The sequence below is a fragment of the Streptomyces sp. NPDC059443 genome (assembly GCF_042750105.1).
Lineage (GTDB): Bacteria > Actinomycetota > Actinomycetes > Streptomycetales > Streptomycetaceae > Streptomyces.
The window spans coordinates 21,709-46,836 of the sequence record NZ_JBHYVM010000017.1; the positions used below are offsets into that span (position 1 = coordinate 21,709).

23 protein-coding genes and 1 riboswitch are annotated in these 25,128 nt (G+C 72.7%); of the genes, 14 read left to right on the forward strand and 9 right to left on the reverse strand.

Annotated features, from left to right (window positions below; genetic code table 11):
• The first annotated feature begins 51 nt into the window (after positions 1-51).
• The 3 genes from ACFXDJ_RS18215 (at position 52) to ACFXDJ_RS18225 (ending at position 3,151) form a co-directional block, all read left to right on the forward strand.
• Entirely contained in the window at positions 52-1,032 is a 981-nt protein-coding gene (locus ACFXDJ_RS18215) for an N-acetylmuramoyl-L-alanine amidase (protein ID WP_384656416.1), read from the forward strand.
• Positions 1,033-1,179: 147 nt separating this feature from the next.
• Positions 1,180-2,016 (forward strand): hypothetical protein, encoded by an 837-nt coding sequence (locus ACFXDJ_RS18220; protein ID WP_384656419.1) that lies wholly within the window; start codon positions 1,180-1,182, stop codon positions 2,014-2,016.
• A gap of 124 nt (positions 2,017-2,140) precedes the next feature.
• Entirely contained in the window at positions 2,141-3,151 is a 1,011-nt protein-coding gene (locus ACFXDJ_RS18225) for an LLM class F420-dependent oxidoreductase (RefSeq protein ID WP_384849564.1), read from the forward strand.
• On the opposite strand, the gene ACFXDJ_RS18230 is transcribed toward ACFXDJ_RS18225, so the two are convergent.
• The 5 genes from ACFXDJ_RS18230 to ACFXDJ_RS18250 all read right to left on the reverse strand — a co-directional run bounded on the left by ACFXDJ_RS18230 (position 3,148) and on the right by ACFXDJ_RS18250 (position 7,746).
• A complete protein-coding gene (locus ACFXDJ_RS18230) occupies positions 3,148-3,564 on the reverse strand; it encodes a hypothetical protein (protein WP_384849567.1) in 417 nt (138 codons plus the stop codon). The two genes, ACFXDJ_RS18225 and ACFXDJ_RS18230, sit on opposite strands and share 4 nt — an antisense overlap.
• A gap of 71 nt (positions 3,565-3,635) precedes the next feature.
• Complete coding sequence (locus tag ACFXDJ_RS18235) at positions 3,636-4,295, reverse strand: hypothetical protein (protein ID WP_384663488.1); 660 nt, start codon at positions 4,293-4,295, stop codon at positions 3,636-3,638.
• 151 nt (positions 4,296-4,446) lie between these two features.
• Positions 4,447-5,535 (reverse strand): prenyltransferase, encoded by a 1,089-nt coding sequence (locus ACFXDJ_RS18240; protein ID WP_384849570.1) that lies wholly within the window; start codon positions 5,533-5,535, stop codon positions 4,447-4,449.
• On the reverse strand, positions 5,532-6,290 hold the full coding sequence (locus ACFXDJ_RS18245) for a class I SAM-dependent methyltransferase (RefSeq protein ID WP_384663484.1): 759 nt from the start codon (positions 6,288-6,290) through the stop codon (positions 5,532-5,534). Before ACFXDJ_RS18245 ends, ACFXDJ_RS18240 begins: the two co-directional genes overlap by 4 nt.
• Positions 6,291-6,381: 91 nt before the next feature.
• On the reverse strand, positions 6,382-7,746 hold the full coding sequence (locus ACFXDJ_RS18250) for a glycosyltransferase family 4 protein (RefSeq protein ID WP_384663482.1): 1,365 nt from the start codon (positions 7,744-7,746) through the stop codon (positions 6,382-6,384).
• A gap of 229 nt (positions 7,747-7,975) precedes the next feature.
• Here ACFXDJ_RS18250 and ACFXDJ_RS18255 point away from each other — a divergent pair, with 229 nt between their 5' ends.
• Positions 7,976-8,647, forward strand: a complete 672-nt coding sequence (locus ACFXDJ_RS18255) for a TetR family transcriptional regulator (protein WP_384849573.1) — start codon at positions 7,976-7,978, stop codon at positions 8,645-8,647.
• A 734-nt stretch (positions 8,648-9,381) separates the two neighbouring features.
• The gene (locus ACFXDJ_RS18260) at positions 9,382-9,849 is read left to right on the forward strand and encodes a hypothetical protein (protein WP_384849576.1); all 468 of its coding nucleotides are present in this window, start codon (positions 9,382-9,384) and stop codon (positions 9,847-9,849) included.
• 937 nt (positions 9,850-10,786) lie between these two features.
• Here the strand turns inward: ACFXDJ_RS18260 and ACFXDJ_RS18265 are convergent.
• The 3 genes from ACFXDJ_RS18265 to ACFXDJ_RS18275 all read right to left on the reverse strand — a co-directional run bounded on the left by ACFXDJ_RS18265 (position 10,787) and on the right by ACFXDJ_RS18275 (position 13,241).
• A complete protein-coding gene (locus ACFXDJ_RS18265) occupies positions 10,787-11,428 on the reverse strand; it encodes a hypothetical protein (protein ID WP_384849579.1) in 642 nt (213 codons plus the stop codon).
• 107 nt (positions 11,429-11,535) lie between these two features.
• Entirely contained in the window at positions 11,536-11,769 is a 234-nt protein-coding gene (locus ACFXDJ_RS18270) for a ferredoxin (RefSeq protein ID WP_371619638.1), read from the reverse strand.
• A complete protein-coding gene (locus tag ACFXDJ_RS18275; protein WP_384849583.1) occupies positions 11,769-13,241 on the reverse strand; it encodes an aldehyde dehydrogenase in 1,473 nt (490 codons plus the stop codon). Before ACFXDJ_RS18275 ends, ACFXDJ_RS18270 begins: the two co-directional genes overlap by 1 nt.
• 238 nt (positions 13,242-13,479) lie before the next feature.
• On the opposite strand from ACFXDJ_RS18275, the gene ACFXDJ_RS18280 reads away from it, so the two are divergent.
• The 7 genes from ACFXDJ_RS18280 to ACFXDJ_RS18310 all read left to right on the forward strand — a co-directional run bounded on the left by ACFXDJ_RS18280 (position 13,480) and on the right by ACFXDJ_RS18310 (position 21,594).
• A complete protein-coding gene (locus ACFXDJ_RS18280; protein WP_384663729.1) occupies positions 13,480-14,544 on the forward strand; it encodes an MBL fold metallo-hydrolase in 1,065 nt (354 codons plus the stop codon).
• 150 nt (positions 14,545-14,694) lie between these two features.
• Positions 14,695-14,775, forward strand: a riboswitch (cobalamin riboswitch).
• A 139-nt stretch (positions 14,776-14,914) separates the two neighbouring features.
• On the forward strand, positions 14,915-16,180 hold the full coding sequence (locus ACFXDJ_RS18285) for a prenyltransferase/squalene oxidase repeat-containing protein (protein ID WP_384849586.1): 1,266 nt from the start codon (positions 14,915-14,917) through the stop codon (positions 16,178-16,180).
• A complete protein-coding gene (locus tag ACFXDJ_RS18290; RefSeq protein ID WP_384849589.1) occupies positions 16,180-16,836 on the forward strand; it encodes an SCO2322 family protein in 657 nt (218 codons plus the stop codon). The genes ACFXDJ_RS18285 and ACFXDJ_RS18290 overlap by 1 nt, the downstream gene beginning before the upstream one ends.
• Positions 16,837-16,991: 155 nt before the next feature.
• On the forward strand, positions 16,992-18,107 hold the full coding sequence (locus ACFXDJ_RS18295; RefSeq protein ID WP_384664093.1) for an energy-coupling factor transporter transmembrane protein EcfT: 1,116 nt from the start codon (positions 16,992-16,994) through the stop codon (positions 18,105-18,107).
• Positions 18,104-19,972, forward strand: coding sequence for an ABC transporter ATP-binding protein (locus ACFXDJ_RS18300; protein ID WP_384849592.1), 1,869 nt, complete (start codon positions 18,104-18,106; stop codon positions 19,970-19,972). The genes ACFXDJ_RS18295 and ACFXDJ_RS18300 overlap by 4 nt, the downstream gene beginning before the upstream one ends.
• Positions 19,969-20,832: an ECF transporter S component gene (locus tag ACFXDJ_RS18305; RefSeq protein ID WP_384664124.1), complete on the forward strand. Its 864-nt coding sequence runs from the start codon at positions 19,969-19,971 to the stop codon at positions 20,830-20,832. Before ACFXDJ_RS18300 ends, ACFXDJ_RS18305 begins: the two co-directional genes overlap by 4 nt.
• A 306-nt stretch (positions 20,833-21,138) precedes the next feature.
• Positions 21,139-21,594, forward strand: coding sequence for a transglycosylase SLT domain-containing protein (locus tag ACFXDJ_RS18310; RefSeq protein WP_384849595.1), 456 nt, complete (start codon positions 21,139-21,141; stop codon positions 21,592-21,594).
• Between the two features lie 186 nt (positions 21,595-21,780).
• Here the strand turns inward: ACFXDJ_RS18310 and ACFXDJ_RS18315 are convergent, their stop codons facing one another.
• Positions 21,781-22,950: a steroid 3-ketoacyl-CoA thiolase gene (locus ACFXDJ_RS18315; protein WP_384658060.1), complete on the reverse strand. Its 1,170-nt coding sequence runs from the start codon at positions 22,948-22,950 to the stop codon at positions 21,781-21,783.
• A 274-nt stretch (positions 22,951-23,224) separates the two neighbouring features.
• Here ACFXDJ_RS18315 and ACFXDJ_RS18320 point away from each other — a divergent pair, with 274 nt between their 5' ends.
• Positions 23,225-24,469, forward strand: a complete 1,245-nt coding sequence (locus ACFXDJ_RS18320) for a cytochrome P450 (protein WP_384849598.1) — start codon at positions 23,225-23,227, stop codon at positions 24,467-24,469.
• A gap of 147 nt (positions 24,470-24,616) precedes the next feature.
• Positions 24,617-24,964 (forward strand): DUF6193 family natural product biosynthesis protein, encoded by a 348-nt coding sequence (locus tag ACFXDJ_RS18325; protein ID WP_384658055.1) that lies wholly within the window; start codon positions 24,617-24,619, stop codon positions 24,962-24,964.
• Positions 24,965-25,128: the final 164 nt, after the last annotated feature.

The following is a 25,128-nucleotide window of genomic DNA, read 5'->3' on the forward strand; positions in this document are numbered from 1 at the left end:
GGATGGCCCATGGTCCGTACGTGCGACCGACCCCCGGTCTAGCATCGCCGGGTGCGCAACGACGACAGCCCCCCGCCCCCCGAGTCCGCCTCCTCGGTCAGCCCGGACCCGCGCTGGTACGCGCGCCGGTTCACTCTGGCCGTCGCGGTCGCCGCTCTCGCCCCCGCCTGTCTGGCGGGGTGGGTGCTGACCGAGGTGCTCGGCGGATCCGCCGGCGACGACTCGCGCCCGCCCCGGATCGTGATGCCGCTCGCGGCGCCCAAGGAGGCGCCGGCGGCGGCCACGACGGCCCCCGCCGCCACCCCCGCCCCGGGCACCTCCGGATCGGCCGCGGCCACCTCCTCGGCCAAGCCCCTCGCCGGCCGCGTCGTGGTCATCGACCCCGGCCACAACACCGGCAACTTCAAGCACACCGCCGAGATCGACCGCCAGGTGGACATCGGCACCAACCTCAAGGAGTGCGACACCACCGGCACCACCACCAACGCCGGTTACATGGAAGCCGAGTTCAGCATGGACGTCTCGCGGCGGCTGCGCACCATCCTGGAGGCCAAGGGCCTCAAGGTGGTCCTCACCCACGAGGCCGGCGCCACGGAGCGCCCCTTCGGCCCCTGCATCGACGAGCGCGCCCGGATCGGCAACGAGGCCCGCGCCGAGGCCGTCGTCTCCGTCCACGCGGACGGGGTCTCGGCCGGCAACCGCGGCTACCACGTCATCCTCCCGGCCAAGGTCAAGGGCGGCGGCGCGGACACCGCGCCGATCATCGAGCCCTCCCGCCGGCTCGGCGAGCGGATCGCCGGGAACTTCGCCCGCACCACCGGTTCCGCACCCGCCAACTACCTCGGCGGCGGCACCGGATTGGTGGTCCGCGACGATCTGGGCGGACTGAACCTCTCGACTCGCCCCAAGGTGTTCATCGAATGCGGCAACATGCGTGACGCCAAGGACGCGGCGCAGCTGTCGAGTCCGGAGTGGCGGCAGAATGCGGCCCAGGGCATCGCGGACGGCATCGTCGGCTTCCTCGGCGGGTAGGTCCGACGGGACCGTCCCACGGGACGGCCCGCCGCCCCGATCCTCCCGGTCGCGGTAGACCTCCGTACCATGGTGCCGCCCGCCACTCCGTCATGGCGTGCGACCACGGCACCACGAGACGACGAGACCGAGAAGGACACCCAAGACGTGAACATCCGCTCCCTGACTCGAGGCGACGGCGTGGTGATCGGAGCAGCGGTACTGCTGTTCATCGCCTCTTTCCTCGATTTCTACTCCAGCACCAACGTCAACATGCCCAGCGTGTGGGACACCGACTACAGCGGACTGGCCCTGCCCTCCGTCTTCCTGGTCGGCTTCATCGCGGCCGGACTGCTGATCGCCACCCGCTTCCAGCCCGAGTCCCGCAAGGTCGCCGGCCTGCCGCTCCAGGCCTGGGGCACGGTGCTGGCCGTGGCCGCCCTGTGGTCCTCGCTGTGGGTCCTGATCACCTGCCCGAGCCGGATCGACCTGGGCGCCGGTGCGGTCCTCTCCTTCCTCGCCACCCTGGCGCTGGCGGGCGTGACCCTGTTCGGCGACAAGATTCCGGCCCTCGCGGGCCAGCTGGTGCCCGAGCCGAAGCCCGCCGGCGCCGTCCCGCCCTCGCCGTACGGCGGCCAGCCGCAGCCGGGCGCCGGATACGGGTACCCGGGCCAGCAGGAGCCGCAGCCGTACGGGGCCGCCCCGCAGCCGGTCCCGCCCTACGGCGGCTCCCCGGAGCCCGCACCGGCCCCGGCTCCCGCCCCGGCCCACCAGGACGCCGCGCCCGCGCCGGCCCCGGCGGCCGAGTTCACGCCGTTCTGGTTCGCCGTGCCGGTGGCCCGGCCGCTCTTCGCGGAGGACGGCAACCCCGCTCCGATCGCGGAGCTCGCGCCCGGCACCTGGTACCTGGCCGTGGAGCAGCGCGGTCCGGCCACGCTGATCGCGCAGACCCAGGACGGCCGCCGCGGCGTCCTGAACGACACCTCGGGGATCCAGCGCGGCTGACCCCCGCACGAGGCCCCGTAACCGCACAACGGCCCCCCGCCCTTCCGGGCGGGGGGCCGTTGCCCTACAGTCACCTGACGCATCGTCAGATAAGCCTGAACCGGCATCGCGGAGGGGACCGTACATGCGCCTCGGACTCGCACTCGGCTACTGGGGCCGCGGCCCCAACCCGGACCACCTGGACCTCGCCGCCGAGGCCGAGAACCTCGGCTACGACTCGGTGTGGACCGCCGAAGCCTGGGGATCGGACGCCTTCACCCCGCTCACCTGGATCGCCGCGCACACCTCGCGCATCCGCCTGGGCACCGCCATCGCGCAGATGGCCGCCCGCACCCCCACCGCCACCGCCATGCAGGCCCTGACCCTGGACCACCTGTCCGGCGGCCGGATGATGCTCGGCCTCGGACTCTCCGGACCGCAGGTGGTCGAAGGCTGGTACGGGCGCCCCTTCCCCTCCAGCCCGCTCACCGCGACCCGCGAGTACGTGGACGTCATCCGGCAGGTGCTGCGCCGCGAGGCCCCCGTCGAGCTCGACGGCCGCTTCCACAGCCACCCGTACCGGGGCGCCGACGGCACCGGCATCGGCAAACCGCTCAAGCCCATCACCCATCCGCTGCGCGCGGACCTGCCGGTCCTGCTCGGCGCCGAGGGACCCAAGAACATCGCCCAGACCACCCGCATCGCGGACGGCTGGCTCCCCCTCTACTGGTCCCCGACGCGCACCGACGTCTACCGGGCCTCGCTGGCCGAGCTCCCCGAAGGGTTCATGATCGCCCCGATGGCGCGGGCCAAGGTCTGCGAGGACGTCGCCGAGGGGCTGCTGCCCGTCAAGGCGATGCTCGGCTTCTACATCGGCGGGATGGGCCACGCGGCCCGCAACTTCCACGCCGACCTCATGGGCCGCATGGGCTACGAGGAGGAGGCGCACCGGATCCAGGAGCTGTTCCTGGCCGGGCGCAAGGAGGAGGCGGTCATGGCCGTCCCGGACGCCTTCGCCGACGAGATCTCTCTGATCGGCCCCCGGGAGCGGATCGCGGAACGGCTCGAACTGTGGCGCAAGGGCCCGGTCACCGACCTGCTCCTGACCGCCCCGGACCCGCACACGCTGCGGGTGCTGGCGGAGCTGAACAGCTAGGCCGGGTCTTCCGGGTCGTCAGCCTGGGGTACGAGGGCAAGCAGTTCGCGCAGGTCCAGGGGCATCACGGCGATCTCGATGCCGACCTCGACCTCGCCCTCGGCGCCCGCGTAGGCGATGGTCGCGATCCGCGAGCCGGGGTTGATGGCGATGCCCTCCCTCACCGAGGGCGCCCGCACGCCAGTGGCCCGGCCGCCGGTCAGGAGCACGGGCTCGCCCCGGCCGGGTTCCCAGCGGGCCGCGCCCTGGTCGGCGTACACCCGGCCGCTGCGCCAGCGGCCCTGCCCGGCGGGCTGGCGCGCCATGCAGGGGATCCCGGCGGCGGGCCCGGCGGCCACGCGGCGGAGGTGCTTGCGGCGCAGGAGCCACCCGGCTACGGCCGCCCCGAGGGCGCCGACTACGAACTCGATCACGTGTCCCATTGAAACAGCAGGGCGGGCCGGACGGGTGCCACTCCCGTCCGGCCCGCCCAGCAGTCGGGCACTCAGCCGCCGGTCAGCTGGCCCACGCTCGGGACCTTGTCGGTCACCGGGGCGCCCGCGCTCTTACCGGCGTCCTTGACGTTGTTGATGATGTTCTCGAAGGCGCCGATGTCGGCATCGCCCGCGTCGCCCTTGCGGAGCTTGGAACCGAGCCCCTTGAGGGAGTCGATGCCCGCCGCCAGCGGGCCCACGGCCTTCGACAGCAGCGGGTCGCCCTTGGCGTTCTCGCTCGCCGCCTTCAGCCGGTTGTACGCGAAGGCTCCCGCCAGGCCCGCCTTGACCAGCGCGAACTTGCGCCCCTTGGCGCCCTTCTTGAACTTGCCGTCGCGGTACGGCTTGATGATCCACTGGTAGGTGGCGCCGGCCGCGAGCCCCGCATTGGCCACGAAGCGCGTCTTGGCGAACTTCTGCTTCTCTTCCTTGCTGCTGCCGGCCGAGGGCGAGGCCGACGCGGCCGCGGCGGCGGCCTCCGCCTCGTCGGCCGAGGCCGCCGCGTCCGCCTCGGCGAAGGCGGCCATGGCGATCGAGATGTCGTCCGCCTGACCGCCGGCGGTGTCGTTGCCGCCCGAGCCGCAGGCGGTGGCGCCGCCCAGCAGCGCGCAGGACAACAGCACCGCCGTCAGGGCACGGCGGAAACGTACGGTTCGGGTGGGAAGGGACACGAGTTGCCTCCGGGGACTGAGGTGTCCCCCGCAGCCTCACCCGGGTCCCACGGCTGCGCCACCCGGGGGACCCGTTCGGGTCTCCCCCGGGCCCGGCCGAGCCGGGACCTCGGCTACCCGCGCCGGGACCTCAGCTATCCGCGCCGGGACCTCAGTTGCAGCAGTCCGGCTCCAGGCCGGCCGGCAGGCTCAGCCCGCCGAACACCACGCCCGTGGCCTCGTCCCCGCCCAGCGCGGCCACCGCGAGGAGCAGCGAGCCCGCCGTCCAGGTGGTCTGCTCGACGGGCCAGACGGCCCCGTCCTGGAACACGTACCCGGTCCAGTACATGCCGTTGTCGTCCCGCAGGTGGCCGATCGAGCGCAGGATGTCCAGCGCCCGGTCCGACTCCCCCATCGCCCACAGCGCGAGCGCCAGCTCGCAGGACTCCCCGCCCGTCACCCACGGGTTCGGCAGCACGCACCGCACGCCCAGGCCGGGGACGACGAACTCCTCCCACCGCTCCTCGATGCGGGCCTTGGCCTCCGCGCCGGTCAGGGCGCCGCCCAGGACCGGGTAGTACCAGTCCATCGAGTAGTGGGACTTGTCGAGGAACCGCTCCGGGTGCCTGCGTATCGCGTGCCCGAGCGCGCCCGCCGCCAGCTCCCAGTCCGGCTGCGGGTCCTCGCGGTGGGCGGCGATGGCCAGCGCGCAGCGCAGGGCCTGGTGGATGGACGAGGAGCCGGTCAGTAGGGCGTCGCAGACCGCCTCGCCGGAGGCCTCGCGCTTCCAGCCGATCTCGCCGCCCGGCTGCTGGAGCCGCAGGACGAACTCCACGGCCGCGTACACGGCCGGCCACATGCGGTCGAGGAAGGCGTCGTCCCCGGTGGACAGGTGGTGGTGCCAGACGCCGACGGCGAGGTACGCGACGAAGTTGGTCTCGCGGCTCGCGTCCTGCGGCTCGCGGGTGTCGACCCCGTCCTCGCGGTCGGCGTAGGCCGCGTACCAGGAGCCGTCCTCGTTCTGGTGGCGGGCCAGCCAGTCGTACGCCCGCTCCGCCGCCTCGTGTTCGCCCGCCACGTCGAGCGCCATCGCGGCCTCGGTGTGGTCCCACGGGTCGAGGTGGTGGCCGCGGAACCACGGGATGGCCCCGTCCGCGCGCTGCGCGGCGAGGATCCCGGCGGCAGTCTGCGCGGCCTGCTCGGCGGTCAGCACGCCGTCCAGGACCAGGTGCTCGGGTGCGGTGCGCTCGGGCGAGCTCACTTCTCGGCGCCTGCGGCGGCCGTCGCCACGGCGGCGACCGGGAGGTGCGGCTTGGTCGCGTAGGCGACGAAGCTCTTGCCTATGACCGGGTTGAGGGCCTGCTCCGCGAGCCTCGTGGCCAGCGGCTTCTTCATGATGTCCCAGACCAGGAGCTTGTGGTACGCCTTCACGGGCAGGGCCTGGTCGTTGTCCACGCCGAAGGCGCACTTGAGCCACCAGTACGGCGAGTGCAGGCCGTGCGCGTGGTGCGTGCCGTAGGGCTTGAGGCCCGCCGACTCCATCTTGCCGAGCAGCTCGTCTGCCTTGTAGATGCGGATGTGGCCGCCCTCGACCTCGTGGTAGGCGTCGGAGAGCGCCCAGCAGATCTTCTCGGGGCCGTAGCGCGGCACGGTGATGGCGATGCGGCCGCCGGGCTTGAGGACGCGGACCATCTCGGCGAGCACCCCCTTGTCGTCGGGGATGTGCTCCATCACCTCGGAGATGATGACCACGTCGAAGGACTCGTCGGGGAACGGCAGCGCGAGGGCGTCGCCCTCCATGGCGGTGGCGGTGGCCCCGGCCGGGGCCTCACCGGCCTCCTTCATGGCGGCGAACCACTTGGCGACCTCGCGGATCTCGTCGCCGTTGCGGTCGACGGCGACCACCTGGGCGCCGCGCCGGTAGCACTCGAAGGCGTGCCGGCCTGCGCCGCAGCCCAGGTCGAGTACGCGGTCGCCTGCGGCGAGCGGGAACCGGGAGAAATCGACGGTCAGCACGTGGTCCTGCCTTCGCAGTCGCGGGGGTGAGAGGGGTACTGCATCGGACGGAAGGTGAAGATCACCGGGTGCTGCCGGGTGCTACCGGGCACTACCGGGCACTGCCGCTACGAGTGCCACCGCGGGCGCCGCTACGGCCGTCCCGAGCGGCCCGCTCGATGGCGGCGCGGTAGTGCACGACCGTGCCCTCGGCGGCCCTGGCCCAGGTGAAACGCTCCAGCACCCGCTCGCGGCCGGCGGCCCCGAGTCTGGCGCGCAGCTCCGGATCGTCCAGCAGCCGGCCGAGGGCGGCGGCCAGCGCGCCCGCGTCGCCGGGCGGCACCGCCAGGCAGGTCTCGCCGTCGGGGCCCGCGACCTCGGGGATCGCGCCGCCGGTGGTGGCGACGAGCGGGGTCCCGGTGGCCATGGACTCGGCCGCCGGGAGCGAGAAGCCCTCGTAGAGGGAGGGCACGCAGGCGATCTGGGCACTGCGCACCAGGTCGACCAGCTCGGCGTCGGTGATGCCCTTGACGAAGCGGACGGCGTCCTGGAGCCCGTACGACTCGATCGCGCGGGCGACCGGGCCGCGCTCGGCGCGCTTGCCGACGACGACGAGGTGGGCGTCGGGTTGCTCGGTACGCAGCTTCGCGAGCGCCTCGACGAGGTGGACGAGCCCCTTGAGCGGGACGTCGGCGCTGGACGTGGTCACGATCCGTCCGGGCACCTCGGCCACGGTCGGGTCGGGCGACCACAGGTCAGTGTCGGCTCCGATGTGGACGACGTGGATGCGCTCGTCGCGCACGCCCAGGTGCTCGGCGATCTCCTGCCGCGAGGAGCCGGAGACGGTCAGCACGGACGGCAGCCGCCGCGCGACCCGGCCCTGCATGCGGGTGAAGCCGTACCAACGCCGCACGGAGGCGCGCTTCTTGCGGCTCTTGGCGGCGGCCAGGTCCAGCTCGCGGTCGACGGTGATGGGGTGGTGGATCGTGGTCACCAGCGGCGCGCCGAGCTCGGCCAGCAGCCCGTACCCGAGGGTCTGGTTGTCGTGGATCACGTCGAACTCACCGGCGCGCGCGGCCAGATGCCTGCGCGCCCGCAGCGAGAAGGTCAGCGGCTCGGGGAAACCGCCGGTCCACATGGTGGCGACCTCGACGGCGTCGATCCAGTCCCGGTACTCGTCGCGCTTCGGAGTGCGGAACGGGTCGGGGCTGCGGTAGAGGTCCAGGCTGGGGAGCTCGGTGAGCGTGGCACCGGCGCCGGTGAGGGCGTCGCTGTCGAGGACCGGGTAGGGCTGCGCGCCGATGACCTCGACGGAGTGCCCGAGCTTGACGAGCTCCCGCGCGAGGTGGCGGACGTAGACGCCCTGTCCCCCGCAGAACGGGTTCCCCTTATAGGTGAGGAGCGCGATCCGCAACGGGCGGCTGTCGTCGGCGGCGGCACCCACGAAAGGGCTCGTCACCATGGCCTCAGCGGTCACTCTCGGCCCCCTTCTCCCTGCACTTTCGCCGGAGCGTAACCGCTCGCATAATGTAGAACAAGTTTCAGACTTGATCCGTTGAAGACCATTGAATCTACCGGCCGCACACCACACCGTAAGAGGGGTGGCAGGTGATTCGCGCCACGGCTCGGACGCCTGACATGCTGGGCGCGCAGCAGCCCCGCACCCCCCGCCCGCAACAACGGGGAACGCCTTGGAAACGGGAGAGATGACAGCGGAAGCGAAGGCCGTGACCTCAGCCGTGACCTCAGCCGCCACCACACCGGCGCCCCCTCCCCTGACGGAACGCCAGGAAGCACGCCGCCGGCGGATCCTGCACGCCAGCGCCCAACTGGCCAGCCGGGGCGGGTTCGACGCGGTCCAGATGCGGGAAGTGGCCGAACTGTCCAGCGTCGCACTGGGCACCCTCTACCGCTACTTCCCCTCCAAGGTGCACCTGCTCGTCGCCACCATGCAGGACCAGCTCCAGCACATGCACGGAACCCTGCGCAAACGCCCGCCGGCCGGGGACGACCCCGCGGCCCGGGTCGCGGAGACCCTGATGCGCGCCTTCCGCGCGCTCCAGCGGGAGCCGCACCTGGCGGACGCCATGGTCCGCGCCCTCACCTTCGCGGACCGCAGCGTGAGCCCCGAGGTGGACACGGTGTCCCGGCTGACGACGGCGATCATCCTGGACGCGATGGGCCTGGACGGCCCCCCGACGGCGGAGCAGCTGTCGGCGGTCCGGGTCATCGAACACACCTGGCACTCGGCACTGATCACGTGGCTGTCGGGCCGGGCGTCGATCGCCCAGGTCAAGATCGACATCGAAACGGTCTGCCGCCTGATCGACCTCACGGGCGCGGGGCCGGGCCGGGCGGGTGCCCCGGAAAAGGCCTGATCCCGCCGGTTGGGGGCTGCGGGGGCGGGGCGGGGGCTGCGGGGTTGGGCTCGGCTGCGGGTGGGTCGGTGGCGTTGACGGGCCCTGGGGGCGTCCCTCCAGTCCAGTGTCCTTCCGTGCCGGGCCGGTCCCTCAAGGGCGCTCCCTTCGGTCGCGTCGCTACGCGATGGCCTGCGGCCACCCTTGACCGACCGACCCGTCCCGGAATGCCACAAGACTTCCGGGATCCCCCCGGGGGATGGCCGGGGGGTGTGATGCGGAGGGACGGCCGTGGTCAGAGACGTGCGCGCCCTGTTCCGCCGGTCAGCCGACGCCCGGACGGCCGGGAGAGGCCGCCTGGTCGGGGCCGGGGGCGCGGGGAGTTCGGGACATCCACCCGGCACCGATCGAGGACCCTTCCCGAGGCCGTCGCCCGCCAACCCGCACGCGAGGACGCCCAGATGACCCGCCGAGGCCCTGAGGCGCATCAGATCGCTACACAGTCGCTCCCGGCTTAGCGGCCGACGGTCGTCTTGGGCTCTGGACAGCCTTTGACGACTAGGGTTAGTTTAGGTGAGCCTTACCTCACCCCATTTCAGTCGTGTTGGCGACTTCGCCCATCCCACCTGCCCCGCCCACACTCTGCCCTGCCCTCGGAGCTCGCCCTCATGTCGTCCCCTGCCGCCGACCTGCCTGCTCGTCCTGTCCGCCTGTACGACTCGTGGTGGACGGTGACAGCCGCAGGACTCGGGGCGATGATCGCTCTGACGCTCGGACTGTGGGTGTCCGTGCACGTGAACACCGACCCGACATTGCACAAGGCCGCGCTGTTCGCGCACCTCGCCTCTCTCGTCGTCGGCTTCGGCGCGGTTCTGTCCGCCGATTACTACGGTCTGCTGTGGGCCACGGGCCGCTGCACGCTCGCCGAGGTGGTCGGTGCCACCTCCCGGCTCCACATACCCATCTGGGCCGGACTCGGCGGTCTCGTGGTGAGCGGGATGATGCTGCAACCCGATCTCGACTCGCCCCTCACCCTCGCGAAGCTCGCGCTCGTCTCCCTCCTCACCCTCAACGGCCTACAGGCCGGCCTACTCGGCCGCCGCCTCAACACCACACCCACCATCACCCCCCACCTCCTGCTGTGGGGCGGCGCCACCGCCGTCATCTCCCAGGTCTGCTGGTGGGGCGCCGTAACCATCGGCTTCCTCAACACCAATTCCTAACCCCACACCCCAGACACCCCAGATACCGCGGATACCGCGGATACCGCGGATACCGCGGATACCGCGGATACCGCGGACACCGCGGACACCGCGGACACCGCGGACACCGCGGACACCGCGGACGTCGCGGACGTCGCGGACGTCGCGGACGTCGTGAACCCGTCCGCGAACTTGTCCGTGAACTTGTCCGTGAACTTGTCCGTGAACTTGTCCGTGAACACGCAGTGGTTCACCGTCAATGCGATGACGTCCGCGTCCGTCCCGCCCACCGGCCTCATCGCCGCCAACTGACCTCAGCCGCCCCCGAAATGGTTGGCGGCCTATGTCCAGCCCCAGACGGGCCGCAGTCGCTAAGCCGAGTGGCAGTGCGTAGCGATCTGACGCGTCCGGGGGTCCGGAGGGGCTGGTCATCGTCCTTGGGTGCGGGTTGGCGGGCAATGGCCTCGGGAAGGGTCCTCGATCGGTGTCGGGTGGGTGTCCGGACTCCCCGCGCCCCCAATCGGGGGCAGCGGGCCTCTCCCGATCGTCCGGGCGTCGGCTGACCGGCGGGACCGGGCCCGGGGGCTGCGACCACGGCCGTCCCTCCCCGCTCATCCCCCCGGCCATCCCCCGGGGGGATCCCGGAAGTCTTGTGGCATTCCGGGACGGGTCGGTCGGTCAAGGGTGGCCGCAGGCCATCGCGTAGCGACGCGACCGAAGGGAGCGCCCTTGACGGACCGGCCCGGCACGGAAGGACACTGGACTGGAGGGACGCCCCCAGGGCCCGTCAACGCCACCGACTCACCCGCAGCTCAGGCGCCCATAACCCCGCCCACGAACGCAGCCCAGGCGCCCGGCGCCACCGACAGTTCCGGTACGCCGTGCCGTCGACCTCCACCGGTCGTTCCGGCTCCTCATCGCGCTCCGACAGGTCGTTCATGCAAGCCGGGGACGGGGGTCACTCGCCCTTCTTGGAAGCGGCTTCCTTTTCTGCCTCCGCGAAAGGAGCCTCGCACGCCTGCTCCGTGGCCGTGAAGGACACCACGTCGGGCATGCCCAACTCGGCCTCCTTGCCCGTGGAGAAGTCGTAGCGCTGGGCGAGCAGCGTCCAGCCCTGCTTGGTCAGCGCCGTCGTGGTGAGCTTCCCGTCCTGCCGGCGCTCGCCGGGCTTCCAGCCGCGCTGCACCAGTGCCGCGACCGTGGCCTCGTACGCCTTCCGGGAGTCTGGCAGCGGCTCCATCGTCGTCCAGGGGGTCTCGCAGGCCAGCCTATCGGCGCGGCGTTTTCCGTCCTCCGTGGCCGCGTCCGCCCGGGACGGGACCTCGGTGGTCGCCATCGCCTGGTTCAGTCCGGCCACACCCGTCGCGGCAGCGATATCCGCCGCGGCCTGCTTCTTACCGAAGGCGCCGGCGGAGGTGGCCGGTGAGGCGGAGCCGGGCTCGGACCCGGACCCGGTCGACGGCTTCGCCTTCGACTGCACCGACGCGGTCGGCCCTCCCGCCTGTCCCCCGGACGGGCCGTCCTGCCCGCAGCCCGTCACCAGCAGCGCCCCGAGCACCGCTCCGGCCGCCGCAGTTGCCGTCCAACCGATCCCGCGCATCCGTCCCCCACCCCTGCCGTGCCGCCCGGCCAAGCAGGCCGGGCGGTCGTCGCAGGAGTCTCACACGGCGCGGCGCACACCGGGACGGCCGGGGGCCGGACCAGGGTTCACTCCTCCGGCGGAAACACCGCCTCCCCGCTGCCCGCCAGCGCGATCGAGATCGCTTCCACCGGGCAGCCCTCCGCCGCCGTGAGCACCGGCTCGTTCGCGTCCGTTTCCGCCGCGCGCGGATGCGACTGCCTCGCCGAGTCGAGGGCGAAGCCCTCCGGGGCGTGGTTCACGCACATGCCCGAGCCGATGCAGACCCCGCGGTCCACCTCGACCAGCCACCGGTCGCCCATCACGCACCGGCCGCGGGGGGCTCGTAGCCGGCCGGGAGGTGGATCATCTTGTGCTCCAGGTACTCGCTCAGGCCCTCCGGGCCGAACTCCCGGCCGACGCCGCTGTTCTTGTAGCCGCCGAACGGGCCGAGCATGTCCAGGCTGAAGGTGTTCACGTTGAACGTGCCGGTCCGCACCTGCCGCGCGAAGTCCACGCCGTGTTCCGCGTCCCCGGTCCAGACGCTGCCGCTGAGCCCGAACTCCGAGTCGTTGGCCACGCGCAGCGCCTCCGCCTCGTCCCCGTACGGGATCAGGCAGACGACCGGGCCGAAGATCTCCTCGCGGGCGATCCGCATCGAGTTGTCGACGTCCCCGAAGAGGGTCGGTTCCACGTACCAGCCCTGGTCGAGGCCGGCCGGGACGCCGCCGCCCGACAGGACCTTCGCGCCCTCCTCCTGCCCGATCCGGATGAAGTCGAGCGAACGCTGCTGCTGCCGCTTGGCCACCAGCGGGCCGAGCTGCGTCGCCGGGTCGAGCGGGTCGCCGACCACCAGGGCGCCGGCCGCCGCGGCGAGGGCCTCGGCCACCTCCTCGTAGCGGCTGCGCGGGGCGAGGATGCGGGTCTGCGCCACGCACGCCTGGCCGTTGTTCATCCAGGCCGCCGGGACGATGCCGGCGACGGCGGCGTCGAGGTCGGCGTCGGGGAGGATGACGGCGGCGGACTTGCCGCCGAGTTCGAGGGTGACTCGGGTGAGGTTGCGCGAGGCGACCTCCATGACGCGCCGGCCGGCCGCGACGGAGCCGGTGAACGCAACCTTGTCCACGCCCGGGTGGCCGACCAGGTACTCGCTGACCTCTCGGTCGGCGGGCAGGATCGACAGGACGCCTTCGGGCACTCCGGCCTCGCGGGCTATGTCGGCGAGGATGTAGGAGTCGAGGACCGCCTCCGGGGACGGCTTGAGGATCACCGTGCAGCCGCTGAGCAGCGCGGGCGCCAGCTTGGCGGCGGCGACGAACTGCGGGACGTTCCACGGGATGACGGCGGCGACGACGCCGACCGGCTCGCGCCGGACCAGGATCGGGCCGAGTACGCCCTGGCGGTACTCCTCGTAGGGGTAGGCGCGGGCGACGGTGATCGCGGCGTCGTAGACCATCATCGGGCCGAGGGCCTGGGCGAGGACGCTCCAGGAGTACGGGGACCCGTTCTGGGAGCTGATCGAGCGGGCGATCTCCTCGTGGCGGACGGCGATGGCGTCCTTGATTCGGCTGACGACCGCGATCCGCTCGTCGAGGGTCATGCGCGGCCAGGGGCCCTCGTCGAAGGCCGTGCGGGCCACGGCGACGGCGCGGTCCACGTCCGCCTTCGAGGCGTGCGGGACGCTGCCGATGACCTGCTCGGTGTGGGGCGAGACGATCTTGATCGTGTCGGAACCCAGCGGATCCGTCCACTCCCCGCCGATGAGCAGTTGTCCGTGTTCGACGAGCTCGGTCATGGCTGATGCCTCCTGCGGCTTGGGCGTTCCAGAACTGATACCAGTTCTAGTTCTAGGAGTCCACGCCCCTGACACAACCGGGACTGCGAGCGGGCCGGAAGATCCAACGAGTGGTAACGACTAGTCAGGAAGACTGCAAGATGGTCGACTTGGGCGACTATTGCAACACGTTCTTGTTGTTCTCGTTGTTCTCGTTGTTCTCGTTGTTCTCGTTGTTCTCGTTGGAACGGAGCCCCTCATGACAGAGGACACCTCAGCGGCGACGCCTCAAGTCACCGACCACGGCGGAGGCGTGTGGGGCATCAAGGTCCCCATCCCCGACAACCCGCTCGGCCACACCCTCGTCCACGTCCTCGACACCGACAGCGGCCCGGTCCTCATCGACACCGGCTGGGACGACCCCGAGTCCTGGGACACCCTCGCCGCCGGCCTCGGCGCCCTCGGCATCGCCGTCGCCGACGTCCACGGCGTGGTCATCACCCACCACCACCCCGACCACCACGGCCTGTCCGGCCAGGTCCGCGAAGCCTCCGGCGCCTGGATCGCCATGCACGCCGCCGACACCGAGATCGTCGTACGGACCCGGTCCTCCGAGCCCGGCGTCTGGTTCGACTACATGAGCGAGAAGCTCGCCACCGCCGGAGCCCCCGAAGAGCACATCGCCCCGCTGCGCGCCGCCCGCGCGAGCGGCCGCATGCGGACCCTGCCCGGGCTGCGGGCCGCGGTTCCCGACCGGGAGATCGTCCCCGGCGAGCTGCTGCCCCTGGCCGGCCGCCGGCTGCGGGCCATCTGGACCCCCGGGCACACCCCGGGCCACGTCTGCCTGCACCTGGAGGAACAGCATCCGGCGAACCTGCCCGGCAACGGCCGCCTCTTCTCCGGGGACCACCTGCTGCCCGGGATCTCCCCGCACATCGGCCTCTACGAGGACCCCTCCTCGGAGCGGGTCACCGACCCCCTCGGCGACTACCTCGACTCCCTCGAACGCATCGGCCGCCTGGAGCCCGCCGAGGTGCTCCCGGCCCACCAGTACGCGTTCACCGACGCCCCTGGCCGCGTACGGGAGCTCCTGGACCACCACGAGGAGCGGCTGACCGGGCTGTGGGAACTGCTCGTCGCGCAGCCGCTGACCCCGTGGGGGCTGGCCGAGCGGATGGAGTGGAACCGGCCCTGGGAGCAAATCCCGTACGGCTCCCGCAACATCGCCGTCTCGGAAGCGGAAGCCCACCTGCGGCGGCTGGTGAAACAGGGCCGCGCGGAGGCGGTACCGGGCAGCGACCCGGTGACGTACCGCGGCTTGTGAACGGCCCGGTGAGAGGCCCTGCGAGGAGCCCCGTGACGAGCCGGGCGGCGACCGGGCGGCGGGTCCGGTAAGGGGCACCCGGGTCCGGCGCCACCAGGTGCGCGGGCTACGGGCCGGTAGAGTATGGGCGTCGTCAACACCTTCGTACGGGGGGAAGCCGGTGTAATTCCGGCGCTGACCCGCAACCGTGACCCTCCCTCGGCACCGCCGGGGCGGGGAGCCGGAATGCCCCGTACCGGAGGTGCGCGGCTCGAGCCGCCGGTTCCCCCGGCGGCCGGCACCGTCGAGGTAAACGGAGCCGGAGCCCGGTGCCAGCCCCCTGCTGTGCCGCCTGCCTCCGGGTCCCCAGCAGGAGAGGCACCCGCCCCACATGAACGTCCGCCGCAGCGCCGCCACGCTCGCCGCCTCCGCCGTGCTCTGCGTGGGTGCCGCCCCCGCAGCCCTCGCCGACACCGCCGCGCCCTCCCCGGCGCCCGCCGTCCCCTCCGGCCTCTTCGGCAAGAAGGACCCGACGTACGACGGGGTGTGGCGGCAGTCGTTCGCGCTGCTCGGCCAGCACGCGGCCGGGGTCGAGCCCGCCGGGAAGGCCATCGACTGGCTGACCGGCCAGCAGTGCGCGAACGGCTCCTTCCCCTCCTTCCGCGCGGACACCTCCAAGGCGTGCGACGCCTCGGCGTTCATCGACTCCAACGCCACCGCGGCCGCCGTACAGGCGCTCGCCGCGCTCGGCGGACACGACGAGACGGTGAAGAAGGCCGTCGACTGGCTCAAGTCCGCGCAGAACGCGGACGGCGGCTGGAGCAACAACCCCGGCGGCGCCATGGACAGCGGTACGGACGCCATCTCGACCGGCATCGTGATCAGCGCCCTGGCGGCGGCCGGTGAGAAGCCCGCCGAGGTCAAGTCGAAGACGGGCAAGTCGGCGTACGAGGGGCTGCTCGCCTTCCAGCTGGGCTGCTCCGCGGAGCCGGCCGCCGACCGGGGCGCCTTCGCGTTCCAGCCGACCGACGGGAAGCTGCTCGCCAACGCCCACGCCACGTCCGCCGCCGCGCTGGCCGGCCTCGGCAAGGGCGAGGCCGTCGCCCCCGCCGCGTCGGACACCCCCGCGACCGCGCTGGCCTGCCCGGCGACCGCGGGTGACCCGGCGGCCGCCGCCCAGGGCGCGGCCGGATACCTGGCCGAGGCCCTGAAGAAGGACGGCCACCTCACCGCCGCGACCCCGGGCTCCGACCAGCCGACCCCGGACATCGGCAACACCGCCGAAGCGGTGATCGCCCTGGCCGCGGCCGGACACAAGCAGTCGGCGGCGGGCGCACTGGAGTGGCTGAAGGCCAACTCCGCCGAGTGGTCCAAGGACAACCCGGCCGGCCTGGGCACCCTGGTCCTGGCCGCGCACGCGACCGGCACCGACCCGAAGGCCTTCGGCGGCACGGACCTGGTGGCGGCGCTGAACGAGACGGGCCCGGCGCCCGAGCGGGCCACGGGCGCCCAGGAGAAGGACTCCGGCAAGAAGAGCTCCGACAAGTCCGAGGGCTCCGGCAGCAAGAACGTCTGGTGGATGATCGGCGCGGGCGCCGCGGCCGGTATGGGCATCGGCATCGTGCTGAGCGGCCGCCGGAAGAAGAACCAGCTCTGATGCGCCGCCGTCTGACCCCGCTGCTCGTCGGTCTCGGCCTCGTCCTCACGCTCCTCGCCGCGTCCCCGGCCCTCGCCTCCACGTACCGCTACTGGTCGTTCTGGGACGGCTCGGGCGGCCAGTGGAAGTACGCCACCCAGGGCCCCTCCTCGGCGCGGCCGGCGGACGGCTCCGTGCAGGGCTTCCACTTCGTGGTCAGCAAGGACGCCGCCGACCAGGCCGCCCCGCCGCGCACCGGCCCGGACTTCGCGGCCGTCTGCTCCGCCACCCCGGCGGTGGACGGCAAGAAGCGGGTCGCCGTGGTCATCGACTTCGGCAGCCCGGCGGACGCCCCGACGGGCGACGCCCCGCCTCAGGACGCCCCGCGCACGGCGTGCGCGCAGCTCGGCCCGGACGCCACGGCCGCCGAGGCCCTGGCGGAGGTGGCGAAGCCGCTGCGCTACAACAGCGCGGCGCTGCTGTGCGCGGTCTCGGGATACCCGAAGCAGGGCTGCGGCGAGCCGGTCGCGGAGGCCTCCGCCGACCCCTCCGCCGATGCCTCCGCCGACACCGGCAAGAGCGGCGGCCCGTCGGCGGGCCTCCTCGCGGGCATCGCGGCGGTGGCGGCCCTGGCCGCGGCCGCCCTCTGGCAATCGCGCCGCCGCCGCACCCGGTGACCCCGGACCCCGCCGACGCGGGCTCCCGCGCCGGCGGAGCGGGCGCCGACGGCGGGCGGCCGCCCGCCAGGGCCACCCGCACCACCCACGGCGCGGCGCGCGACGTCCTCACCCCGGCCGGGCGGGACGCCGACCGGGCAACCGGCGCCCCGCGCGTGCCGACGTACAAAAAGAAATGGCAGGCCCCCGAGGCCAGTCGGAGCAATGCCCTGCACGCGGGGGCCTGGTGGCTCTGGGCGCTCGGGCTCGCCACCGCCGCCTCGCGCACCACCAATCCGCTGCTGCTCGGCCTCGTCGTCGGGGTCGCCGGGTACGTCGTCGCAGCGCGCCGTACGGACGCCCCCTGGGCCCGTTCCTACGGCGCCTTCGTCAAGCTCGGCCTCTTCGTCATCGGGCTGCGCCTCCTCTTCTCCATGCTCCTGGGCTCCCCCATCCCCGGCTCGCACACCTTGTTCACCCTCCCGGAGATCCCGTTGCCTGCCTGGGCGCAGGGCATCCGGTTCGGTGGCCGGGTCACCGCCGAGCAGCTCGTCTTCGCCTTCTACGACGGTGCGAAGCTGGCCACGCTGCTGATCTGCGTCGGCGCCGCCAACGCCCTCGCGAATCCGGCCCGGCTGCTGAAGTCCCTGCCGGCGGCCCTGTACGAGGTGGGCGTCGCCGTGGTCGTCGCGATGACCTTCGCGCCGAACATGGTCGCGGACGTGCTCCGGCTGCGTACCGCCCGCCGCCTGCGCGGGCGGCCCACGGGCGGGGTCAAGGCGGTCCTTCAGATCGGCCTGCCGGTGCTGGAGGGCGCGCTGGAACGTTCCGTCGCCCTCGCCGCGTCCATGGACGCCCGCGGCTACGGCCGCACCGCGCGGGTCCCGGCCGCCGTCCGGCACACCACCAACGTCCTCACCCTCGGCGGGCTGCTCGGCATGTGCGCGGGTACGTACGGGCTGCTGGCGGCGGAGGGCGCCGTGTACGGCCTGCCGATCCTCCTCATCGGCCTCGCCCTGGCCCTCGCGGGGCTGCGGCTCGGCGGCCGCCGGTCGATCCGGACCCGGTACCGGCCCGACCGGTGGGGCCTGCGGTCCTGGCTCGTCGCCGGGTCGGGCGCGGCGGTCGCGGCGCTGCTGATCCGGGCCGCGTCCCTGGATCCGGAGGGGCTGCGCCCGGGTGTGGTCCCCCTCGTCGCGCCGGTCCTCCCCTTCTACCCCGCCGCGGTGATCCTGATCGGCCTGCTTCCCGCCTTCGTGGCACCCGTACCGCCGAAGGAGGCGTCGCTGTGATCCGTTTCGACGAGGTGTCGGTGACGTACGAGGGCGCGCCGTCCCCTTCTCTGTGCAACGCGGACTTCGTCCTCCCCGAGGGCGAGCTGACGCTCCTGATCGGCCCCTCGGGCGTCGGCAAATCCACCCTCCTCGGGGCGGTCTCCGGCCTGGTCCCGCACTTCACCGGGGGCCGGCTCCAGGGCCGGGTCACGGTCGCGGGCCGCGACACCCGTACGCACAAGCCGCGCGAGCTGGCGGACGTGGTCGGCACGGTGGGCCAAGACCCGCTGGCCCACTTCGTGACGGACGTGGTCGAGGACGAGCTCGCCTACGGCATGGAGTCCCTGGGCCTTCCCCCCGCCGTCATGCGCCGCCGGGTGGAGGAGACCCTCGACCTGCTCGGCCTCGGCGAGCTGCGCGACCGCCCCATCGCCACCCTGTCCGGGGGCCAGCAGCAGCGGGTCGCGATCGGCTCGGTCCTGACCCCGCACCCGCGGGTGCTCGTCCTGGACGAGCCGACGTCCGCGCTGGACCCGGCGGCGGCGGAGGAGGTCCTGGCGGTCCTCCAGCGACTGGTCCACGACCTGGGCACGACCGTGCTGATGGCGGAGCACCGCCTGGAGCGGGTGGTCCAGTACGCCGACCAGGTCCTGCTCCTCCCCGCCCCGGGCGCGGCGCCCGTCCTGGGCTCCCCTTCCTCGGTCATGGCCGTCTCCCCGGTCCACCCGCCGGTGGTCGCCCTGGGGCGGCTGGCCGACTGGTCCCCCCTTCCCCTGTCCGTCCGCGACGCCCGCCGCCGGTCCGCTCCGCTGCGGTCCCGCCTGTCCCGCCTGTCCGGCGTGGCCGAGCTGGACCCGTCCGACCCAGCGCGCGGCGCCGCTTCCCGGGCTCTGCCCGGACCCGCGCCTCAAACGCCGGCGGGGCTGGTTTTGCCCGGGGCGGAGCCCCGGGGAACGGTGGAAGGGTGGGTAGGGGACGGCCGCCCGCAGGGCTCCCGCTCCGGCCCGCACCCGCTCGCCCGCCTGCTCCGGCGTGGCCGAACGACGCCCCCGCCGTCGGCGTCGGCAACCGGCACCGCCACCGGCCCGGCCACCGTCAAGGCCGTCTCCCTCCGCCGCGGCCGCGCAGAGGTCCTCCGCGACATCAACCTCGCGGTAGCGCCCGGCGAGATCGTCGCCCTGATGGGCCGCAACGGCGCCGGCAAGTCCACCCTCCTCGCCACCCTCGTCGGTACGCTCGAACCCACCACCGGCCAGGTGACCGTCAGCGGCCGCACCCCCCACCGCACCCCTCCCCCCGAGATGGTGACCCGCGTGGGCCTGGTGCCGCAGGAGCCCCGCGACCTCCTCTACGCCGACACCGTCGCCGCCGAGTGCGCCGCCGCCGACCACGACGCCCACGCGGCACCCGGTACCTGCCGGGCCCTCGTCACCTCGCTGCTCCCCGACGTCCCCGACGACACCCACCCGCGCGATCTCTCCGAGGGCCAGCGCCTGGCCCTAGCGCTGGCGCTCGTACTGACCGGCCGCCCGGCGCTGCTCCTGCTCGACGAGCCGACCCGCGGTCTGGACTACGCGGCCAAGGCCCGCCTGGTCGAGATCCTGCGCGGCCTGGCCGGCGAAGGCCACGCGATCGTCCTGGCCACCCACGACGTGGAGCTCGCCGCCGAGCTGGCCCACCGGGTGGTGATCCTGGCCGGCGGCGAGGTCGTCGCGGACGGGCCGACCGCCGAGGTGGTCGTCTCCTCCCCCGCCTTCGCGCCGCAGGTGGCCAAGATCCTGGCCCCGGGCCACTGGCTCACGGTGTCCCAGGTGGCCGCCGCCCTCCAGACGGAACCCCAGGCCCCGCCGGCCTCCGCCCACGACGGCGGCGGTACGCCATGAGCATCCGCCCCCGCCCCATCCGCATCGGCCCCCGCGCCGCCGCCGCCCTGGTCCTCGTCACCCTCATCGGCATCGCCGCCTTCGGCTGGCCCCTGCTCGCCGACGCCCGCTCGGGCCTGGCGCACTCCCAGGACGCCCCCTGGCTCTTCGCCGCGCTGCTCCCCCTCCTCGTCGGGGTGGTCGTCGCGACCATCGCCGACGACGGCATGGACGCCAAGGCCGTCGCCATGCTCGGCGTACTGGCCGCGGTGGGGGCCGCGCTGCGTCCCCTCGGCGCGGGCACGGCCGGTCTGGAGCCCATGTTCTTCCTGCTGGTGCTGAGCGGACGCGTCCTCGGCCCCGGCTTCGGGTTCGTCCTCGGAGCGGTGACGATGTTCGCGTCGGCCCTGCTCACGGGCGGGGTCGGACCGTGGATGCCGTTCCAGATGCTGGCCATGGGCTGGTTCTCGCTGGGCGCGGGGCTGCTGCCGGGCCCGGACGGGATCCGGGGGCGGGCCGAGCTGGCGCTGCTCTCGGCGTACGGATTCCTCGGCTCCTTCGTGTACGGCACGGTCATGAACCTCCAGGGCTGGGTGATCCTGCAGGGCATGGGCCAGGGCATCTCCTTCCACCCCGGTGAGCCGGTGGCCGCGAATCTGGCGCGCTTCCTCGCGTACTGCCTGGCGACCTCGGTGGGCTGGGACCTGGGGCGGGCCGCGCTGACCGTCGTACTCACGCTCACGCTCGGCACGACCCTGCTGAAGGCGCTGCGCCGGGCCACGCGCAAAGCTGCCTTCGATGCGCCCGTGGCCTTCGATCCGGGGGTCGGGTCCGGCGGTAAACCTTCCCCCGGAAGGGGTACGGGTGGGCACGGAGGGTGAGATCCGGGGGGTCCGGCGGTGACCCGCCCCACAGGACCTAGGTCACATACGAACCGGGATAGTAGTCCTTAAACGTCCCGTATGAACCCCCTGATACCGGCTCTCACCTGCCCTGATGGGTGCCGGGCCGGTGGGGGGTCGTTGCGCCCCGGCTGCGAGGACCACTAGTAAGAGGGGTCGTTGCCAGGGCCGGGGATGCCCCGTAGAACTGGATGAGTCGCAGGGCGGACGGAGATCCCCCCGGGGTCGCCCCCGGTCTCCCGCTCCCGCCGACGAACCCCTCTCCTTCGCGTGAGTGGCTCACGCATGTCTTCGGCATGCCCGCGACCGTCCTTGTCCCCTTCGGAAGGCCCCTCCGTGTCCAACGCCGTCATCCGCCGCATCGCCGCTTCCAAGAAGACCCTCGCGGGTACCGTCCTCGCCCTGGGCGTCGCCGGTTCCATGCTGGCCGCGGTTCCCGCGCAGGCCGCCCCGCTGAGCGCCAAGGCGATCGCCCAGCAGATGATCAAGGACCCGGCCCAGTTCGCCGCCTTCAACAACATCGTTTCCCGCGAGAGCGGCTGGGACCACACCGCCACGAACTCCTCCTCGGGCGCCTACGGCCTGGTCCAGGCCCTGCCGGCCTCGAAGATGGCCTCGGCGGGCTCGGACTGGAAGACCAACCCGGCCACCCAGATCAAGTGGGGCCTGGACTACATGAACTCCCGCTACGGCAGCCCCGTCGGCGCCTGGAGCTTCTGGCAGACCCACCACTGGTACTAAGCCACCAGCGGCAACGGACGACGTAGCAGCACCACGCAGCACGCAGCACGCACCGCGCAGCACGCACCGCGCAGCGCCACGCACCAGCAGGCACGTGCGAAGGCCCCGGCGGCCGACCTCCCCAGGTCCGGCCACCGGGGCCTTCGGCTATCCCATCCCACAGGGTCCGAGGCCAACGCCGCCGTACTACAGGCGCTGGATGATGGTGCCCGTCGCCAGCGCGCCTCCCGCGCACATGGTGATCAGGGCGAATTCCTTGTCGCGCCGCTCCAGCTCGTGCAGCGCGGTGGTGATCAGCCGGGCGCCGGTGGCGCCGACGGGGTGGCCCAGCGCGATGCCGCCGCCGTTGACGTTGACCTTCTCCAGGTCCTGGTCGAAGACCTGGGCCCAGCTGAGGACCACGGAGGCGAACGCCTCGTTGATCTCGACGAGGTCGATGTCCTTCAGCGACATGCCGGCCTTGCCCAGCACCGCCCGCGTCGCGTCGATCGGCCCGTCCAGGTGGTAGTGCGGGTCGGCGCCGACCAGCGTCTGGGCGACGATCCGGGCGCGCGGCCGCAGCTTGAGCGCGCGGGCCATCTTGCGCGAGGCCCACATCACGGCGGCGGCGCCGTCGGAGATCTGCGAGGAGTTCCCGGCGGTGTGCACGGCGGTCGGCATGACCGGCTTGAGCCGGGCGAGCGCCTCCATGGAGGTGTCGCGCAGCCCCTCGTCCCGGTCGACCAGCCGCCACATGCCCTGGCCGGCGGCCTGCTCGGCCTCGGTGGTCGGCACCTGTACGGCGAAGGTCTCGCGCTTGAACCGCTCCTCGGCCCAGGCGGTCGCGGCCCGCTCCTGCGAGAGCACGCCCAGCCTGTCCACGTCCTCGCGGGTCAGACCGCGGTTCCGGGCGATGCGCTCGGCGGCCTCGAACTGGTTCGGGAGGTCGACGTTCCACTCGTCCGGGAAGGGCTTGCCCGGGCCGTGCTTGGATCCGGAGCCGAGCGGGACGCGGCTCATGGCCTCGACCCCGCAGGCGATCCCGATGTCCATGACGCCGCCGGAGATCATGTTGGCGACCATGTGGTTGGCCTGCTGGGAGCTGCCGCACTGACAGTCCACGGTGGTCGCGGCCGTCTCGTAGGGGAGGCCCATGGCCAGCCAGGCGTTGCGGGCGGGGTTCATCGACTGCTCGCCGGCGTGGGTGACGGTGCCGCCGACGATCTGCTCGACGCAGTCGGGCTGGATACCGGTGCGGGCGAGGAGCTCGCGGTAGGTCTCGCCGAGAAGGTAGGCGGGGTGAAGGTTGGCGAGTGCGCCCCCGCGCTTGCCGATGGGGGTGCGTACGGCTTCGACGATGACGGGTTCCGCGGCCATGAGCTCGTCCTTTCCTGCTCCTGCGTAGCGCACGGCGCGCTCAGGTGGCGCGCCTCGGCTGGCGGGCGGGCCGTCCCGGCGCCCCGCCCGAACTAGTACGCGTTCTAGTTCTCCCCGCAGTCTTATGACCAGAAGACCCGGTACGCAAGGGTCTTGCACGTGGCTTACACGGATTCCACACGCAACAGTTGGTGCGGGGCCCCTTGTCACTTCTAGAACTCGTTACTACCTTCGAGCCAACTTCTGATGGGCCGTCAGACTTTGGAGTCGCCCGATGCCCTGCCCCGCGCTGCCCGAAGGCTTCGACGCCACCGACCCGGACCTGCTCCAAGACCGGGTCCCCTACCCCGAGTTCGCACAGTTGCGGGAGACCGCACCCGTCTGGTGGTGCCCGCAGGAGCGGGGCATCACCGGCTTCGACGACGAGGGGTACTGGGCCGTCACCCGGCACGCGGACGTCAAGTACGTCTCCACGCACCCGGAGCTGTTCTCCTCCACGACGAACACGGCGATCATCCGCTTCAACGAGCACATCCAGCGCGAAGCGATAGATGCCCAGCGCCTGATCATGCTGAACATGGATCCGCCGGAACACACCCGCGTACGCCAGATCGTGCAGCGGGGCTTCACCCCGCGGGCCATCCGCGGGCTGGAGGAGGCCCTGCGCGACCGCGCCCGGAAGATCGTCGCGGAGGCGCTGGCGGCCTCGGCCGACGGCAGCTTCGACTTCGTCACGCAGGTGGCGTGCGAACTCCCGCTGCAGGCCATCGCCGAGCTGATCGGCGTACCGCAGGAGGACCGCTCGCGGATCTTCGACTGGTCGAACAAGATGATCGCCTACGACGACCCGGAGTACGCGATCACCGCGGAGGTCGGCGGCAACGCGGCCATGGAGCTCATCGGCTACTCGATGAACCTCTCCACCGAGCGCAAGGAATGCCCGGCCCAGGACATCGTCACGCAGCTGGTCGCCGCCGAGGGCCAGGGCAACCTGGGCTCCGACGAGTTCGGCTTCTTCGTGCTGCTGCTCGCGGTCGCGGGCAACGAGACCACGCGCAACGCCATCAGCCACGGCATGCACGCCTTCCTGACCCACCCCGATCAGTGGGAGCTGTACAAGGCGACCCGCCCCTCGACGGCCGCCGAGGAGATCGTGCGCTGGGCCACGCCCGTGGTGTCCTTCCAGCGCACCGCCACCCAGGACACCGAACTGGGCGGCCAGAAGATCAAGGCGGGCGACCGGGTGGGCATGTTCTACTCCTCCGCCAACCACGACCCCGAGGTCTTCACCGACCCCGACCGCTTCGACATCACCCGCGACCCGAACCCGCACCTTGGCTTCGGCGGCGGCGGTCCCCACTTCTGCCTCGGCAAGTCGCTGGCCATCATGGAGATCGACCTGATGTTCAACGCGCTGGCCGACACCCTGCCCGACCTGCGCCTCGTCGGCGACGGCCCGCGCCGGCTGCGCGCGGCCTGGCTGAACGGCATCAAAGAGCTGCGGGTCAGCCACGGCTGACCCGTGATCCAGGACGGCAGGGGCCCCACCTCCCACGCCCGGCCCCTGCCGTCCCTCGGTCCCGCGCTGCTGTTACCGGTCAGTCGTTACCGTCTCGCCGCCATCCGGATCATTGCCTTGGCGCCGACCGGCCCCCAGACTGCCCGGATGAACCTTGAGGACCCCAGCGCCAGACGCTGGCAGCGGTTGCCGACGACCTGGCTGCGGATGGCCGAGGAGAACGGGTCCGAGCCCATGAGCCAGGGCGTCCTGGCCCTCATCGAGGCCGCCCGCGAAGAGCCGGAACTGCGTCGCCTGTACCCGTACACCAGCCACTTCACGCTGTGGTTCAGCGCCTCCGCCGGACACCCCTTCGCCGTGACCGCCCCGGCCGTGGAGCCCCTGCCCGACGGCCGCTTCCGCGTACGCGGCCCCCGCCAGACCACGGTCCTCGGCGAAACGGACACGGCGACGGCGGCGATAGCCCTGGTGGTGGCAAACCTCCCGACAGCCTGACAGGGGCGCGGGGAACTGCGCACCCAGCCACAACGAACCCGCACCCAAATCTCACGGCCGGGGTCCCGGGGCACAGCCCCGGGGAACGGGCGAAGGGCGGGTAGGGGACGGCCCCGCAGGGCCCGCCCCGGCTCCGCCGCACCCGCGCCGCACCCGCCCGAGTG